Consider the following 15995-nt stretch of genomic DNA (forward strand, 5'->3'; position numbering starts at 1 on the left):
CTGGCCTGCCGAGGCGGGCGCGGGGGCCTGCGGAGCGGCCGGCCCCTTCGCCGCGTCCGAGTCCGAGTCGCACGCCGTCATCAGCATCGCGCCGGCGACGAGGGCTGCGGAGGCGAGAAACGCACTGCGACGGTTGCCGGACATGAAAAACCCCTAAGTATCCAGTCGTTGAAGCCGAAGTGATTCCGGCTCCTCGGTGCTTGCTCGACCACTATGGAGCGGCCGTGAGCCGAGCGGATACCCGGGTCGTCGGACCACGACACCGCTGTCACAGCCTGGTGACATCGTCACGTAGCGGTACAACGACCGGACCGGCGCGCCCGGTTGGGTTCCAAGGGCCCACACGGCGTTCTGCCCTGTAACAGCCCCGATTCGAGCGGACGCACGTGTTTGCGGGACCGGAAGTCCGTTACATGCGTGGCCTGTTGCCGGGAATGTCGCATAGTGCCCGGTCGACGAGGCCACTGGCGGCTTGCTCCTGTCGCAGGGCGTGCTCGGGCGAGTCGTTCAATGCGGTGGACATCGAGACGGTGACGGTGCGTCCGCCGTCGTCGGTGGCGCCGTTCAGGGTGATGTAGCCGCCGTCCCCGCCTTCATGGCTCCAGTAGCCGCCGCCGCAGGACAACGGCCGGTTGACCAGGCCCAAGCCGTAGCGTCCCTGTGGCCAGAACGCCTGGATCTCCTCGTCGACCGCGACGGTGTCCCGCATCTCGGCCATGCGCGCCCGGGGCAGCAGTCTGCCGCCGAGTAGGGCTTGGAAGAAGCGGTTGACGTCCGCGGTGGTGGAGACGTAGCTGCCGGGGTCCGGGAGGATCAGGTCGGTGACGTCGACCCGTTCGCCGGAGGGGAAGACCTGGTAGCCGTTGGCGTGTGAGCCGCGGAGTGTGGGCGTGCCGCCCGGTAGGTAGGTGTTCTCCATGCCGAGGGGTTTCAGGACCCGGTCCTCGACCTCTTGGTGCCAACGGTGACCGGTCACCTTCTCGATGATCATGTCGAGCAGGACGTAGCCGGTGTTGGAGTAGCTCCACCCGGCGCCGGGTTCGAAGTCCGGGCGGTGCTTCATCGCCAACGCGACGATCTGTGCGGGCGAGTAGGCGTCGTGGCGGCGCTCGTCGTACTCCTGCGGGGTGGTGAAGCCGGGGAGGTCGTCGTCGTGGATGCCACTGGTGTGTTGGAGGAGTTGGCGAACGGTGATGCGGCGTCCGTCGTTGCCGTTGCCGTTCACCAGGCCGGGCAATCGGTGGTCCACCGTGTCTTCGAGTTTCAGTTTGCCCTCGTCGACCAGTTGCAGGACCACGGTGGCCACAAGTGCTTTGCCGGTACTGGCCATTCGGAAGTAGCCGTCGGGGGGCACGGGACGGTCCGTGCCCGCCTCGGCGACGCCGCTGGTGGCGACCACATCACCGTTGCCGACTGTGCTCAGCCTCGCCTGGACACCTATGACGCCCAACGCCTTGATGGCGTCGGCGTCCCGGCGCAGGTCGTCTTGCCCGTACCCGGACGCTTCGTGCCCGTCGGTCTGTATTCGGGTGGCGACGGCCGCGCCGGCGGTGACGAGGACGGCTGCGGCGAGGGCGGGCCATCGTTTGCCGATGCGGCGGCGGCGCTGCCGGTCGGGCCCGTCGGACGGGTCGGGCGGGGGAGCCTGCGGGTGGTCCGACGCTGTGGCGCGGCTGGTGGATCTCATGGCGACACGCTAAGTAGGCCCCCGGTAGCGGGTCGCTACCGCAGGCTCGTGAACGGAAGGTACAGCTGCCTGTAGTGCCGCGGGTTCGCCCGGTACCTAGGGTGCATCACGTGGGCTCCCACCTCCTGTTCGACGAATGACAGACGACCGAGGAAAGCGAGACAAGTGCTCGGCATAGGCGGCGCGGCCCGCGCATGGTGGACCAAGACGTGGATCAGCGGACGTTACCTGTCGGGCACGTTGGTGACGGCGACGTTGGCGGTCGTCGCGGCGCCTCTGCTGTGCGTCCCGGTGATCGCACAGCCCTGGGCGGAGCAGCATCGCCGGCGGGCCGGGGCGCTGCTGGGACGGCGGGTCGAGCCGCGTTCCCGGGCCGTCCGCCGCAACCTCGGCTGGCTCGTGGCGCAGGTGCTCATCGGTCTGCCGGCGGGCGCCGTTGCCCTGTTCTGCCTGGGGGGCCTGTTGCTCACCCCCGTCGTCACGGTGTCGTGGTGGGCCTTCCCCTCGCCGCCGTGGCTGTTCCTGGTGAGCTTTCCCATCACCGGCTGGGGCACCGCGTTGTCGCTCGGCCTGGTGAACCTCGTGTTCCTGGCGACCCTGGCCGCCGTCTCGCTGCCGCTGCTCGCCCGAGCACACGCCCGGAGCTGCCTCGCGATTCTGGCGCCGTCGCCCGACGAGAAACTGGTCGAACGCGTCACCGAACTCACCCGCACACGTACGGACGTCCTACAGGCGCACAGCGCGGAACTCCGCCGGATCGAACGAGACCTGCACGACGGCGCCCAGGCCCGCCTCGTGGCCATCGCGATGCGGCTCGCCGTGGCCGGCGAAAGCTTCCCCGACGACCCCGACACGGCCGCGGTGCTGGTACGCCAGGCCCACACCGAGACCGAGGACGCGATGACCGAGCTGCGCTCCGTCATCCGCACCATCTACCCCCCGGTCCTGGCCGACCAGGGCCTCGCCGGCGCGCTCGGCACCCTGGGCACCAGGGCCGGGGTGCCGACCCGCCTGGACATCGGCCCGCTCGACGAGGTCCCCGCGGCGGTGGAAGCGGTCGCCTGGTTCGCTGTCACCGAGGCGCTGGCGAACATCGCCCGGCACAGCCGAGCCACCCACGCCTCGGTTCGCGTCGCCCGCGACGGCGTACTGCTGTGCGCGGAGATCGCCGACGACGGGACCGGCGGAGCGGACGCCACCCGCGGATCCGGCCTGGACGGTATGCGCCGCCGCGCCGCCGCTTTGGACGGCACCATGAAGATCAGCAGCCCGCCGGGCGGGCCGACCGTCGTCACCGTGGAGTTGCCGTGCGGGTAGTGATCGCCGAGGACAACGTCCTGCTGTCGTCCGGGCTCGAACTCCTGCTCAATTCACGGGGTTTCGAGGTCGTCGCGATCACGGCCGACGCCCCGGGCTTCCTCGCCGCCGTCGAGGCCCACCGACCGGACGTCACCATCGTGGACGTGCGGCTGCCCCCGACCTTTCGCGACGAGGGCATCCGGGCCGCCGTCCAGGCCCGCCGGGACCATCCCGGACTGCCCGTCCTGGTCCTGTCCCAATACGTGGAGCAGGAATACGCCGGCCGCCTCCTCGCCGATGCCCGGGGCGGCATCGGCTACCTGCTCAAGGACCGGGTGAGCCGCGTCGGGGAATTCACCGAGGCACTACGGCGGGTGGCCGGCGGCGGTACCGCCATGGACCCCGAGGTCATCGCCCAACTCCTCGCCGCACGCGGTGACCCCGTCGACGCCCTGACCGCGCGCGAGCGGGAGGTCCTCGCGCTGATGGCCGAGGGGCACGACAACACGACCATCGCCGCACGGCTCGTCGTCACCGACAACGCCGTGCACAAACACATCGGCAACGTCTTCCTCAAGCTCGGCCTGTCGCTCGGCGACAGCGGCCACCGCCGCGTCAGAGCCGTTCTGGCCCACCTCCGCCACCACGGCAACACCGCGCCCAACCCGACGTCGTCGCCCTATCCGTAGGCGGCTGCTTTGGCCGCCGACGGCAACGTTCGGATGCACCAGTTCAAGATCGTGGTTCCCACTCCGGCACTCGGTGTGGCCGTGCTGTTGGTACTGGCGACGCCGTTCGTCGAGCTTGCCGACGAGTACCGGATCATCGCGATGACCATAGCCAGCACGATCGCCTTTGTGCCGGTGGGTGGGGAAGGCCCGGACCCGGTCGTAACACCGGCTGCCGTGTCGAAATCCACATCAAGGATTCAGAATGTGCTGGGCTGATCGCAGTCGGACTGAGGGCAACTTGGAATGGGTGACCAGATGAACGGAGAAGACGTAGCCGCAGCGAACGAGCGGCCAGCTTTGGAAGACCCGGAGACCCAAGCCGTCCTACGCCGCCGAAGTCACCGCGAATGGCGATTTGTCGCTCAACATCTGGGCACTGTTGCGGTGATCGGTACAGGGAGCGCGCTGATCGGTAACCGTCCCCTCTCCTTGGTCGCACTCGTGGTCCTTGTCGTCTACGTCGGGATGTTGAAGTCCCGTTATCCCGGGTCCAGTTCCGGTGCGAAGCGGGTGCTGAGGGAGTATCCCTGGCGCAGCTACGGCTATCGACTGGAGACACATGGCATGGGCCGGCGCGGTTTCCGGCGTATCGTGTTGCTCGACCCGAAAGGGCGTGCATTGGGCTCATTTTCCGGCGAGGACAAGTATTTGGTCGGCCCAACGGGGGAGACGCAGGGCGACTTGTTGTTCGCCGGCCATCCTGTCTACGGCGGGATTATGCGATTGCCTGGCAGCGAGGATTGCGGCTTGTTTACGCGAGCCAACGTTCCCCAGCACACGAGCACGCCCGAAGAGGAGAGCAAGGCCCGGCGGGCGCGTATATTTCAGCGGCGATCAGGGTCATGAGGTCGTCGTGCAGTCCTTCGTTGCGACCTCGTAGCGGTCGGTCCCGCCGCCCAGGCCGAACTCGCCGGCAGCGCCTATCCCACCGGTGCGCGGGTCACAACGCCGAAGCGAATGCGGTTTGGCGACCTAGCAGGCATTCCGCGGCGAAGGGAACACACCATCCAACCCCACCTCCTTTGTTTCGCGTCCAGCGCTGTTCGGGGCACTCGCGAGCCGCGACCGCAGACTTGGCGGTCTGTAAGGCTCGGGGTGTAATGGCCGACAGAGTGGTGGTTGAGGGTGGGTTGCGTAGGGGTGAGACTGGCCCGGACGGGGCTTTTGTGCCCTGCACGGTCATGCGCACGCGATTCGTCCCGGAGGCACCATGAGCAAGCACGTCACGCACTGGATCGGTGGTGCCGAGTGGGTCGGCACCTCTGAGCGCCGCGGCGATATCTACAACCCGGCCACCGGCAAGGTCACCGGGACCGTCGACTTCGCGTCGGTGGCCGAGGTGGACGAGGCGGTCAGCGTCGCGGTCCGTGCGTTCGCCACGTGGAAGAACGCGTCGCTCGCCAAGCGTTCGACCGTGCTGTTCAACTTCCGGGAGCTGCTCAACGCCAAGAAGGACGAGCTCGCGGCGATCATCGTCGCCGAGCACGGCAAGGTGCACTCGGACGCGCTCGGCGAGATCGCCCGCGGCCAGGAGGTCGTCGAACTCGCCTGCGGGATTCCGCACTTGCAGAAGGGCGGCCACTCCGAGCAGGCGTCGACCGGCATCGACGTCTACTCGATCCGCCAGCCGCTCGGGCCCGTCGCGATCATCTCGCCGTTCAACTTCCCGGCGATGGTCCCGATGTGGTTCTTCCCGATCGCGATCGCCACCGGCAACACGGTGATCCTCAAGCCGAGCGAGAAGGACCCCTCGACCGCGAACTTCCTCGCCGATCTGTGGAAGCAGGCCGGTCTGCCCGAGGGTGTCTTCAACGTCGTGCACGGTGACAAGGTCGCCGTCGACCGCATCCTGGAGCACCCCGACGTCAAGTCGGTGTCCTTCGTCGGTTCGACCCCGATCGCCAAGTACGTCTACGAGAACGGCACCCGCTACGGCAAGCGTGTGCAGGCCCTCGGCGGCGCCAAGAACCACATGCTGGTGCTCCCGGACGCCGACCTCGACCTGGTCGCCGACGCCGCGGTCAACGCCGGCTTCGGCGCGGCCGGTGAGCGGTGCATGGCGATCTCGGCCCTGGTCGCGGTCGAGCCGATCGCCGACGACCTGATCGCCAAGATCAAGGAGCGGATGACCAAGCTGCGCGTCGGCGCGGGCTGCGCCGCCACGTCCGAGATGGGCCCGCTGGTCACCCGCCAGCACGCGGACAAGGTGCTCGGCTACATCCAGGCCGGCGTGGACCAGGGCGCGAAGGTCGTCGTAGACGGTCGCGAGCACCCCATCGACGGCGACGACGTCACGGACGGCTTCTGGGTCGGCCCGACGCTGTTCGACAACGTCACCCCCGAGATGTCGATCTACACCGAGGAGATCTTCGGCCCGGTGCTGGCCGTGCTGCGGGTCCAGTCGTACGACGAGGGCCTGGCCCTGATCAACGCCAACCCGTACGGCAACGGCACCGCGATCTTCACCAACGACGGTGGCGCGGCCCGCAAGTTCCAGAACGAGGTCGAGGTCGGCATGATCGGCATCAACGTGCCGATTCCGGTCCCGGTCGCCTACTACTCGTTCGGCGGTTGGAAGAACTCGCTCTTCGGCGACCTGCACGCGTACGGCGCCGACGGCGTGCAGTTCTTCACCCGCGGCAAGGTCGTTACCCAGCGCTGGTTGGACCCGAGCCACGGCGGCATCAACCTGGGCTTCCCGACCAACGACTGACGGTTTCGACCGCCTGCGAAAACTCGCCCGTGCGCAGCCCGCCCGACCCCGAAGACGTGGTCGAGCGGGCTTCGCCATTTCTTCCGAACGCCTTCCCTGGCAGCATGCGTGACGGGTCGTCAGATGATCAGTCGACGGCCGTTCACGTTCGTGACAGGGGTGCGGGGCATGACCGGCGATACCGCTATTCGTTTGATCCAGATCTCCGACGTGCACTACCGGGACCAGCCCGGTACGCACGGGTTCGTCCAACACGACCCGGACGCCGGCCTCGCGGCCGCGCTCGCGGACGCCGCCGACGCGATCGCCGCGGCCGACGTCCTGGTCGCCTCGGGCGACCTCGCCGACACCGGCGAGCCCGGCGCGTACCGGCGACTGGGTGACGTCCTGGCGACGCTTCCGGTGCCGGTGTACTGCCTTCCCGGCAACCACGACAGCCACGACGCGTACACGGCCGGCCTGCCGCGAACCACGGTCCACCTGGAGCCCGCGGTGCGGATCGGGTCGTGGCTGCTGCTCATGGTCGACACCAACGCGCTCGGCCGCGAACACGTCGGCGAGGGCGTGTACCGCGACCTCGACGACCGGATGACCCGCGCCGACGGCCCCGAGTTGAGCCCCGCCGAGGATGCCCGCATGCGCGCGATCCTGGCGGACTCGGACGCCGAGCACGTGCTGCTGTTCGTGCACCAACCGCCGTTGGCGTCGATCTGCCCGAGCCTGGACCCCTCCGGTCGGCTCGGCGCGCTGCTACGCGACTTCCCACACATCCGGGCGATCTCCGGCGGTCACCTGCACGGCAGCCTGGAAGGCGAGTTCGGCGGCGTACCGGTGTTCGTGGCCCCGTCGACGACGTACAGCATCGACTACACGGGCAAGCACTTCGACGGCCCCGGCTACCGCACGTTCACCCTGTACGCCGACGGCCGCGTCGAGTCGGCGGCGCACACCGCGCCCGGCCCGATCACCGACGCCATGCGGGCCAAGCCCGCGCCGCGCTTCCTCACCGACCTGATGTTGGGTGTGGTGACGATCGAGGACATGCGCGAGATGACGGACGAGCAGTTCGAGCAGCGCTTTGGTGAACCGCGCCCGGTGCGCGGCGCGTGAACCGCCCACGGCAGGCCCGAGGTGTCCAGGACGCCCCGGTCGGATCGGTACGAGGAGACACGTGACACAGCATCAGGCGAACGCCGGACTCACTCTAGAAGGGGTCCGCAACTTTCGCGACACAGCCGGCCTGCCCACCGCCGACGGCCGCCGCATGCGCGCGGGACGCTATTTCCGCAGCGGCCACCTCGGCACGCCCACCGAGGCCGACAAGGCGGCCCTGGCCGGCCTCGGCATCCGGCTCGTGGTGGACCTGCGCAGCCCGGCCGACATCGAACTGGACGGCGCCGACGTACTGCCCGACGGTGCGCGCTGGTTGAACCTGTCGATGTCCGACCCCGCGCGGCACTCCGACTTCTTCAGCGAGATCCGCAACGCCGACATGAGCGTGCTGCGCGAGCGGCTCGGCAACGGGCGCGCGGAGAAGTCGATCGCGGCCGACTACCGCGACCAGGTGGTGACTCGTGTGCACAAGCACGCGCAATTGCTGCGCGCGCTGACCGACGCCGACGGCCTGCCGGTCGTCGTGCACTGCTCCGCCGGCAAGGACCGCGCGGGCATCGCGGCCGCTCTCGTGCAGCGCATCGTCGGCGTCTCGCACGACGACGTGATCGCGAACTACCTGGTGAGCAACGCGCCGGAGAACCGCTACGAGCCCAACACCGACAAACTCGCGATGCGGCCGGGCCTGTTGGAGTTGTTCCAGCCGTTCCTGGAGGTCCGCGAGGAATACCTGCGCGGGGCACTGGAGGTGATGGACACGCACTGGGGCAGTTTCGAGGCGTATCTCGACCAGGGGCTCGGCCTGGACGCGGACCGGCTCGCCCGGTTGCGCACCGCGCTGTTGGAGGACTGAGCCGACTCGGACGGGCCGAGGGCGGCGCCCCCGCGTGGGAGGCACCGCCCTCGGTGGTCACTCGCCGTCGACTCGGGAGACTCAGGAGACTCAGGGAGTCGCAGGAGTCGCAGGAGTCTCAGGACTCTCAGGACTCTCAGGAGTCGTCGGCCATCAGCTGGATCTTCCAGCGGGTGTCCTGCCGCGGACGCAGGTACAGAAGCCAGTACAGCGCCGCGACGACGAGCACCCCGCCGCTGATGAGCAGGGCCTTGGGCTCCTGCTTGGTCAGGACGTACACCATGAACGCGATCAGCAGGATCGGGATCACCGGCCAAAGCGGCATCCGCCACGCCTGGGCGCTCTTGTGTACGCCGCGCCGGGCATAGAGCGCCGCGATCGCAACGACCAGGTACAGAGCGGCCACCGCGACCCCGGTGACGTCCTCGAGGGTGTCCAGCGTGACGAAGCACAGCAGCGCGCCGGGCACACCCACGACCAGCGTGGAGATCCACGGCGAGCCGAAGCGGTTGACCTTGCCGAACGCCCGGTTCACCGGCTCGGGCCACGCCCTGTCCCGGGCCGACGCGTAGACCACGCGCGAGTTCTGGATCACCATCACCACGCCGGCGTTGATGATCGCGAGCGCGACGCACAGACCCACGAAGGTCGCCGTACCGTGCCCGGCCCAGCCCTCGACGATGCTCAGGAAGTCACCCTCGGCGAGTGCCTCCTGGCTCGGCGCGCCGAGCGAGATCGCGACGGTCGGGACGATCAGCACCAGGCCGCCGAGACCGAGCGTCCACAACACCGTGCGCGAGACGGTGCGGCGCGGGTTCTCCATCTCCTCGGCGAGGTAGACCGCGGTGGAGAAGCCTTGCAGGGCGAAGAGCGCGCCGGCCATGCCGGCGATCAGGACGCCCATCGTGATCGGGTCGGAGGTGTGCGTGGCGGCATCGACGATCTCGGGCTTGACCAGCGTCGAGAAGGGCTGGTTGCTGTTCGCGAAGCCGAGGAAGGCGACCACGCCCGCGGCGATGACCTCCAGGGCCAGGAAGATGCCGGTCACCCACGCGTTCGCGCGCAGATCGAGCAGGCCCATCACGGTGGCCAGGATCATCACCGCGGCGCCGGCCCACATCTTGTCGATCGTCACGATCGAGGTCAGATAGTCGGCGGTGCCCAACGCGATGATCGGGGGCACGACCATCACCACGATGGTGGCGATGACGAAGACGAGCCAGGCCATGAAGCGGCCCATGAGGGTGCCGACCATGGCGTACTCGCCGCCGGCGCTGGGCACGAGGGTGCCGAGTTCGGAGTAGCAGAACGCGACGCCCACGCACAGCACGGCCGCGACGATCAGGGCCAGCGATACGCCTGAGCCGAGGTCGAGGAACATGTCGGGCACGATCACGAACAGGGACGACGCGGGGGTCAGACAGGAAAGCGTGAGCAGCGTGCCGCCGAGGACCCCGATGGATCGCTTGAGCGGTGCGGGCCCCGCGCCACTGCCGTCGAGAGTGGTGACTGCTGTCGGAGTCGAGGTCCCGGGCGGCGGTGGGGTTGTTTCTACAGCCATGTGCGCTACCTCGAAAGGCCGGCGGGGTGCGGTTATCGCCTCCGGGACGGATGTGGAGCAGCCGTCGAAACCTTCCGAGCGGTGCGCCGGTAATACAAACGCCCGTTTGATCATGCGTCAAGATCCCGTTAGCAACTGATTCCGTAGGTTGTAGGCACAGATTTCCCCGAATAACGCTTTAAGCTGGCATCTGACGGCACGTAATCCGCAGACTGAACTGCGGGAAAAGTTCCCTCACAATTCACCTGGCGATACCCTCCGCCCCATGGCCAACCGTGTCCTCACCCATACCGGCGCACGTGTGCCGGTCATCCAGGCCCCGATGGGGTGGATAGCCCGGTCCCGGCTGGCCTCGGCGGTGTCCACCGCGGGCGGGCTCGGCATGATCGAGACGTCGTCCGGCGAGGTGGACGCGTGCCGCCGCGAGATCGACACGATGGTCGCTGCACGGCTGCCGTTCGGGGTCAATCTGCCGCTGATGTTCCTGCGCGACGACCGTTTGGTGCGGCACGTGGCCGACGCGGGCGTGCGGTTCGTGACGACGTCGGCGGGCAACCCGGCGACGTTCGTCGACCTGCTCAAGGAGCACGGCCTGACGGTGTATCACGTGGTCCCGTCGATCCGGGCCGCGCGCAAGGCGATCGGCGCCGGCGTGGACGGTCTCGTGGTCGAGGGCGCGGAGGGCGGCGGCTTCAAGAACCCGGCCGAGGTGTCGCTGCTCGTGCTGCTCCAGGGCATCCGCGAGATCACCGACCTGCCGATGGTGGCGGCCGGCGGGATCGTGGACGGCCGGGGCATGGCCGCCGCGTTCGCGCTCGGCGCGGAAGCCGTACAGATGGGCACGCGGTTCCTCGCGTGCGCCGAGAGCCCGGTGCACGCGCACTACAAGCAGGCCGTGCTCGACGCGGACGAGACCGGCACGGTCGTGGTCAACCGCACGGGGAGCCCCACCATGCGGGTGCTCGGCACCGCGTTCTCCCGCGCGCTCGTCGCCTCCGGCGGGCCCGCGAACAGTTCCCTGGCGGCGGTGAAGCGGCTGTATTTCGACGGTGAGATGGAGGCGTCGCTCGCGTCCGCGGGTCAGTCGGTCGGGCTCGTACACGAGGTCGAGACCGCGGCCGCGATCATCGATCGGACGATGTCGGGCTTTCGCGCGGCGATGGAGACGGCGGCGAAGCGGGCGGCCGAGGTCTGAGCCGGGCTCGCACCGGGACCAGGGCCGCGGCCCACAGCACGATCCCGCACAGTGCCCACGCCGCGAGCACATCGGCCAACCAGTGGTAGTGGCACCACAGCAGCGAGAAGCCGATCAGCACGCACAGCAGCGTCACGCCGACGCGCAGGCGGCGGCGTGCGGGCGCCGACACGACACGCCCGACGAGCAGCGCGCCGAGGCCATAACAGACCGTCGAGGTCGCGGTGTGCCCCGACGGGAAGAATCCCCACTGGTCGGCGGTCACCGGCGATTCGCCGGGGCCCGGCCGGCCGATCAGGTCCTTGCCGCCGATCACGCCGACCAGCACCACCGCGACCGCGCCGAGCGCGAGCGGCACCGGGTACGCCCGGCGGAGCCGACACGCGGCGAACAGCGTCGCCGCGGCGAGGACGATGCCGGCCGGGACCGGCCCGCCGAGATCGGCGATCGTGTGCATCGGATCGTCGAGCCAGGCCAGGTCGGAGCGGGCGGCGAGGTCGCGCACGCCGTCGCGAACGATGCGATCGAGGGCGATCGAGGGCCCGCTTTCGGCCACTACCTGAATGGTGAGCGCCGCGAGGGCGAACAGGAGAATCAGCGGCAGTCCGAGGCCACGCGTGTACTGTGAGTGAACAGACCACCGCCCCGGAACGGGGGGCGTTGTCCCGGGGCGGCCACCGGCTTGCTCAGGGCCGGTGTCGGAGGAAGGTCTGTGCATCTCACTCGAAGATACGCGGCAGGTGGGGCGACAAGTTCCCTGATGGCGGCCTTGTCACAAAGCCTGCACACGTTCTCCACGCTCTGGAAGGCGAGAGATGCGCGCGGTACCTTGGGGCTGGGCGGGTGTGAGCGGCGTCACAGCGTGTATCACGTGAGCCCGTTTACCCCTACGGGTCCAAGCATTCGGAGAATATCTGTTAGTAGGACAAATCGACGGTGGCTTGAGTGACGTGGCATTGACGCAATGTCGCTGATCGCCCCTCTGCTGTCAGCACGCAAAGGTAGGGTTGGCCAGGTGGTTGAAGAGTCCGATTACTCGACATACCGCGTGCCGTGCATCCCGGCCCCCGCGGGGAGCGGGCGCGTCCGCCGGACCGAGATTCCGGTGGTTTCCAAGGGCGTCAAGGCGGGCGGTTCCGTGTTCGATTCCTCGGTGGAGCCCCGACCGGGTCGGGGCGCCGGTTCGACGGGCGTGGTCCTGACCAGTGACCGCCAACTGCGCGTCGTGCGCACGACCCGGCCGCGTGGGCTGCGCCTCGAAGGCGAGATCGACCTCGCCAACGTGGACGTGGTCCGACGAGTCCTCGCATCGGCCGCGCGCGACGGCGGTGACATCCGGGTGGACGTGAGCAAGCTCGCCTTCATCGACGTCGCCGGTTTGCGCGTGTTCGTCGACCAAGCCGGCGCGCTCGCCCTGCGCGACGGTCGCATGGTGCTCGTCGGCGCGAGCCGGCAGATGGTCCGGGTGCTCGGGTTGTGCGGCTGGGATGCCGTACCGGGCCTGACCATGGTCGAGCGGATCGCCCCGGCGCAGCGCCGGCCGCGGATCTGACCGACCCGCTCGCCGCCGTCCCGGCGGTGAACGTCGCTTTTCGGCCGAGTTCGCCGCACACACGAAAAATCCCCGCCCACCGGATCGCTCCGGTGGGCGGGGATTCGTGCGTCACGGGTGCCGCGGGCCGGGATCGGGACCGCGTCCGCTCCAAGCGCGTGACCCCGGGCCGCGTCGGCTCAGGCTCGGACCGCGTCCGCGAACGCCTGCTCCAGCACGTCGAGACCCTCGACGAGCAGGTGCTCCGGGATCACCAGCGGCGGCAGGAACCGCAGCACGTTGCCGTAGGTGCCGGCCGTCAGCACCAGCAGACCCTGCGCGTGGCACGCCTTGGCGACCGCGGCGGCCAGTTCCGGGGCCGGCTCCTTGGTTCCGGGCTCGACCAGCTCGATCGCGATCATCGCGCCGCGACCGCGAACCTCGCCGATCTCGGCGAACTTGTCCTGCATCGTGCCGAGTCGGCCGAGCATGATCTCGCCGATCCGACGGGCCGCGCCGTTGAGGTCGAGGCCGCGCATGGTCTCGATCGCGCCGAGCGCCGCGGCGCACGCGACCGGGTTGCCGCCGTACGTGCCACCGAGGCCACCCGCGTGGGCGGCGTCCATGATCTCGGCGCGGCCCGTGACGGCGGCGAGCGGCAGGCCGCCCGCGATGCCCTTGGCGGTGGTGATCAGGTCGGGGACGATGCCCTCGTCCTCACACGCGAACCACTGGCCGGTCCGGCAGAAACCGGTCTGAATCTCGTCCGCGACGAAGACGATGCCGTTGGCCTTGCAGAACTCGACGATCTTGGGCAGGAAGCCCTTGGCCGGCTCGATGAAGCCGCCCTCGCCCAGGATGGGCTCGATCACCACGGCCGCGACGTTGTGCGCGCCGATCTGCTTGGTGATGATGTCGATCGCCTGCGCGGCGGCCTCGTCGGCGCAGTCCTCGGCGCCGGTGAGCCAGCGGTAGGGGTAGGCGACCGGGACGCGGTAGACCTCGGGCGCGAACGGGCCGAACGACTCCTTGTACGGCATGTTCTTCGCCGTCAGGGCCATCGTCAGGTTGGTCCGACCGTGGTAGCCGTGGTCGAACACGACCACCGCGGGGCGCTTGGTGTGCGCCCGCGCGATCTTGATCGCGTTCTCCACCGCCTCGGCGCCGGAGTTGAACAGCGCGGTGCGCTTGTCGTGGTCACCCGGGGTCAGCTCGTTGAGTTGCTCGGCGACGGCCACGTACGACTCGTACGGGGTCACCATGAAACACGTGTGGGTGAACCGCTGCAGCTGCTCCGACGCGCGGCGCACAACGCCCTCCGCCGCGTTGCCGACACTGGTCACGGCGATACCCGAGCCGAAGTCGATCAGCGAGTTGTCGTCCACGTCCACCACCACACCGCCGCCGGCCTGGGTCACGAAGACCGGCAGGGTCGTGCTGACACCGCGCGGGACCGCCTGGTTCCGGCGGGCCATGAGCTCGGTCGACTTGGGGCCGGGGATGGCGGTGACGAGCCGGCGCTCCTGCGGGAGCGAGGGCCCACCGGGCTGCGAGGCGCCCATGCTGGTCTCCTGTGGGTTGTGGTGGGGGATCGCGGCGAAACCGCGGCCCCGTTTTCGGCTGTGCCGGCTCTCTCGGCCGTGACGGCGCCGTCGGCGGTGACGGCACTGTCGGCCAGGACGGCCTGTTCGCTGTGACGGCACTACTCGTCACTACTCGTCAGGCTAGGGGCGGTGTCGGCACCGACGCATGCGCCGCTGTGGTCAATCACCCGGTTGCTTGTGTCCGGGATGGACAAATGCCCACCGGGAACACCCCGGGGGGAACACGCAACCGAACACGCCGAGGAATCGTGCCGGAATGATCATCACGACACAGGGTCGGGCGCCTACATTGAGTTCGGTCGGAGGGCGTGGTTCCGGGAGGGCGTGACGTGGACGTGGAACGGCCGGGCTCGCCGGCTTTCGAGACGACGGACGCCAAGGCGTCCGGGCGGCGCGAGCGGACCACGCCGGCGCGCGTGCCGCCCGCCCCGCGCCGGGCCGGCGACGCCTTCGACCTGCGGACGTGGCTTCGCACCCCGCGGCACAGCGAGGCCCCCGGCGTGTACGGCTTCGGGCGCGACGCGCGGCGGATCAAGCAGGCGCGGATCGAGCGCGAGGCCCGGGTGCGGCCCGACGCGACGCTGATCCGGCGCGCGGCGCTGTGGCTCGTGGTGGCCCTGTTCACGTTCACCGGGGCGCTCTACGTCTACGTCTGGCTGGTCATGAAGACCATGCCCGAGTTCCTGTGGTCGGTCCTGCTCTACGTCGTGCCCTACGTCGTGTTGATCCCGCTGTACGCCTACCTGGGCCGCTGGCACGAACTCGTGTGGCCCTACCTGCGCCCGTACTGGCAGCGGATGGATCGGCGCGCCGAGCTGAACGGACGCCCGCGCCCCGAACAGGTGCGCCGGGCCGCGCTGTTCCTGGTCGTGGGATTCGTGCTGTGGATGGCACTGATGACCCCGTTCGTGGAACTGCTCCTGCTGATCTTCCCGCGCTCGCTGCTGCACGACTGGCAGTGGCTGGTCCGGCTCCTGTACAACGGCGCGTTCCTCGCCGACGCCGCGTGGTTGGGGCGGTGGGGCGTCGTGCTCAAGCCGTACCTGCTCACCCCGCGCGAGGGCGTGCCCGGGCCCGAGGGCGACGACGAGAGCGCGCCCGACGCCGACCTGTGGCCCGAACTGCGCGAGGCCGGACAGCACGAGGCGGCCGACCTGCTCGACGACGAGGCCGACACCGGGCGCCTGCGCGACGTCGACTACCTGCGCCTGCGCCGGGTCATCGAGGCCGGCGACCACGACCGCGAATACCTCGCCGACGTCGCCGAGGAGATCGCCGACAACGGGGCCGCGGCGTGTCGGCACGGATCGGGACAACGCGACGTACGACCGCGCCGGTCCCATCACGACCTGCTCACCGGCCAGGTCCGGATCGGCACGGGCACCGCCGACCCGAAGAACGACGCCGTCTACCGCGGCACCGGCTTCGCCCTGGACCCCCAGTCGCTGGGCACCTCGATGATCGTGGTCGGCGCGGCGCGGGCCGGCGAGCCCGCCCGACTGCTCGAACCCGTGATCGAGACGATGAGCCTGCGCGCGCTCGCCGGCACCGCGTCGCTCGTGGTGATCGACGGCAAGGGCGACGAGTTCGAACGCCTCGACGGCTGGGACCGCGAGATCGTGGTGGGCAACCCCGACTCGCCCTCGGGCCTGGACCTGTACGGCGGGGCCGCGTCGCCCGAGGACGCCGCCGACCGGCTCGCCGCCGC

Annotated in this window: 13 protein-coding genes and 1 pseudogene; 10 read left to right on the forward strand and 4 right to left on the reverse strand. The window is 69.4% G+C overall.

The window, feature by feature from the left end; translation table 11 throughout:
• Nucleotides 1-409: 409 nt before the first annotated feature.
• Nucleotides 410-1687, reverse strand: a complete 1278-nt coding sequence (locus tag GT354_RS14585) for a serine hydrolase domain-containing protein (RefSeq protein ID WP_161356734.1) — start codon at nt 1685-1687, stop codon at nt 410-412.
• A gap of 165 nt (nt 1688-1852) precedes the next feature.
• Here GT354_RS14585 and GT354_RS14590 point away from each other — a divergent pair, with 165 nt between their 5' ends.
• The 7 genes from GT354_RS14590 (at nt 1853) to GT354_RS14620 (ending at nt 8396) form a co-directional block, all read left to right on the forward strand.
• On the forward strand, nt 1853-3004 hold the full coding sequence (locus tag GT354_RS14590; protein ID WP_161356735.1) for a histidine kinase: 1152 nt from the start codon (nt 1853-1855) through the stop codon (nt 3002-3004).
• Entirely contained in the window at nt 2995-3675 is a 681-nt protein-coding gene (locus GT354_RS14595; RefSeq protein WP_161356736.1) for a response regulator transcription factor, read from the forward strand. The genes GT354_RS14590 and GT354_RS14595 overlap by 10 nt, the downstream gene beginning before the upstream one ends.
• A 9-nt stretch (nt 3676-3684) precedes the next feature.
• Entirely contained in the window at nt 3685-3933 is a 249-nt protein-coding gene (locus GT354_RS14600) for a hypothetical protein (RefSeq protein WP_161356737.1), read from the forward strand.
• Between the two features lie 27 nt (nt 3934-3960).
• A complete protein-coding gene (locus GT354_RS14605; RefSeq protein ID WP_161356738.1) occupies nt 3961-4563 on the forward strand; it encodes a hypothetical protein in 603 nt (200 codons plus the stop codon).
• 364 nt (nt 4564-4927) lie between these two features.
• Nucleotides 4928-6430 carry a CoA-acylating methylmalonate-semialdehyde dehydrogenase gene (locus GT354_RS14610; RefSeq protein WP_161356739.1) on the forward strand — a complete coding sequence of 501 codons (1503 nt, stop codon included), beginning with the start codon at nt 4928-4930 and terminating at the stop codon, nt 6428-6430.
• Nucleotides 6431-6598: 168 nt separating this feature from the next.
• Nucleotides 6599-7540, forward strand: a complete 942-nt coding sequence (locus GT354_RS14615) for a metallophosphoesterase (protein ID WP_161356740.1) — start codon at nt 6599-6601, stop codon at nt 7538-7540.
• 61 nt (nt 7541-7601) lie between these two features.
• Nucleotides 7602-8396, forward strand: coding sequence for a tyrosine-protein phosphatase (locus tag GT354_RS14620; RefSeq protein WP_161356741.1), 795 nt, complete (start codon nt 7602-7604; stop codon nt 8394-8396).
• A gap of 136 nt (nt 8397-8532) precedes the next feature.
• On the opposite strand, the gene GT354_RS14625 is transcribed toward GT354_RS14620, so the two are convergent.
• Nucleotides 8533-9957 carry an APC family permease gene (locus GT354_RS14625; RefSeq protein WP_161356742.1) on the reverse strand — a complete coding sequence of 475 codons (1425 nt, stop codon included), beginning with the start codon at nt 9955-9957 and terminating at the stop codon, nt 8533-8535.
• 265 nt (nt 9958-10222) lie between these two features.
• Between GT354_RS14625 and GT354_RS14630 the strand changes: the two genes are divergently transcribed.
• Nucleotides 10223-11152 (forward strand): nitronate monooxygenase, encoded by a 930-nt coding sequence (locus GT354_RS14630; protein WP_161356743.1) that lies wholly within the window; start codon nt 10223-10225, stop codon nt 11150-11152.
• Here GT354_RS14630 and GT354_RS14635 read toward each other — a convergent pair.
• Nucleotides 11082-11708, reverse strand: a complete 627-nt coding sequence (locus GT354_RS14635) for a phosphatase PAP2 family protein (protein WP_161356744.1) — start codon at nt 11706-11708, stop codon at nt 11082-11084. The genes GT354_RS14630 and GT354_RS14635 overlap by 71 nt on opposite strands.
• 597 nt (nt 11709-12305) lie before the next feature.
• Here GT354_RS14635 and GT354_RS14640 point away from each other — a divergent pair.
• Nucleotides 12306-12704 (forward strand): STAS domain-containing protein, encoded by a 399-nt coding sequence (locus tag GT354_RS14640; protein WP_161356745.1) that lies wholly within the window; start codon nt 12306-12308, stop codon nt 12702-12704.
• Between the two features lie 179 nt (nt 12705-12883).
• Here GT354_RS14640 and gabT read toward each other — a convergent pair whose 3' ends face one another.
• Entirely contained in the window at nt 12884-14245 is a 1362-nt protein-coding gene (gabT, locus tag GT354_RS14645; RefSeq protein ID WP_161356746.1) for a 4-aminobutyrate--2-oxoglutarate transaminase, read from the reverse strand.
• Between the two features lie 371 nt (nt 14246-14616).
• On the opposite strand from gabT, the pseudogene GT354_RS14650 reads away from it, so the two are divergent.
• Nucleotides 14617-15995 (forward strand): annotated as a pseudogene (locus tag GT354_RS14650) (hypothetical protein); the annotation flags it as partial.

Source organism: Streptomyces sp. SID3343, assembly GCF_009865215.1.
GTDB lineage: Bacteria > Actinomycetota > Actinomycetes > Streptomycetales > Streptomycetaceae > Embleya.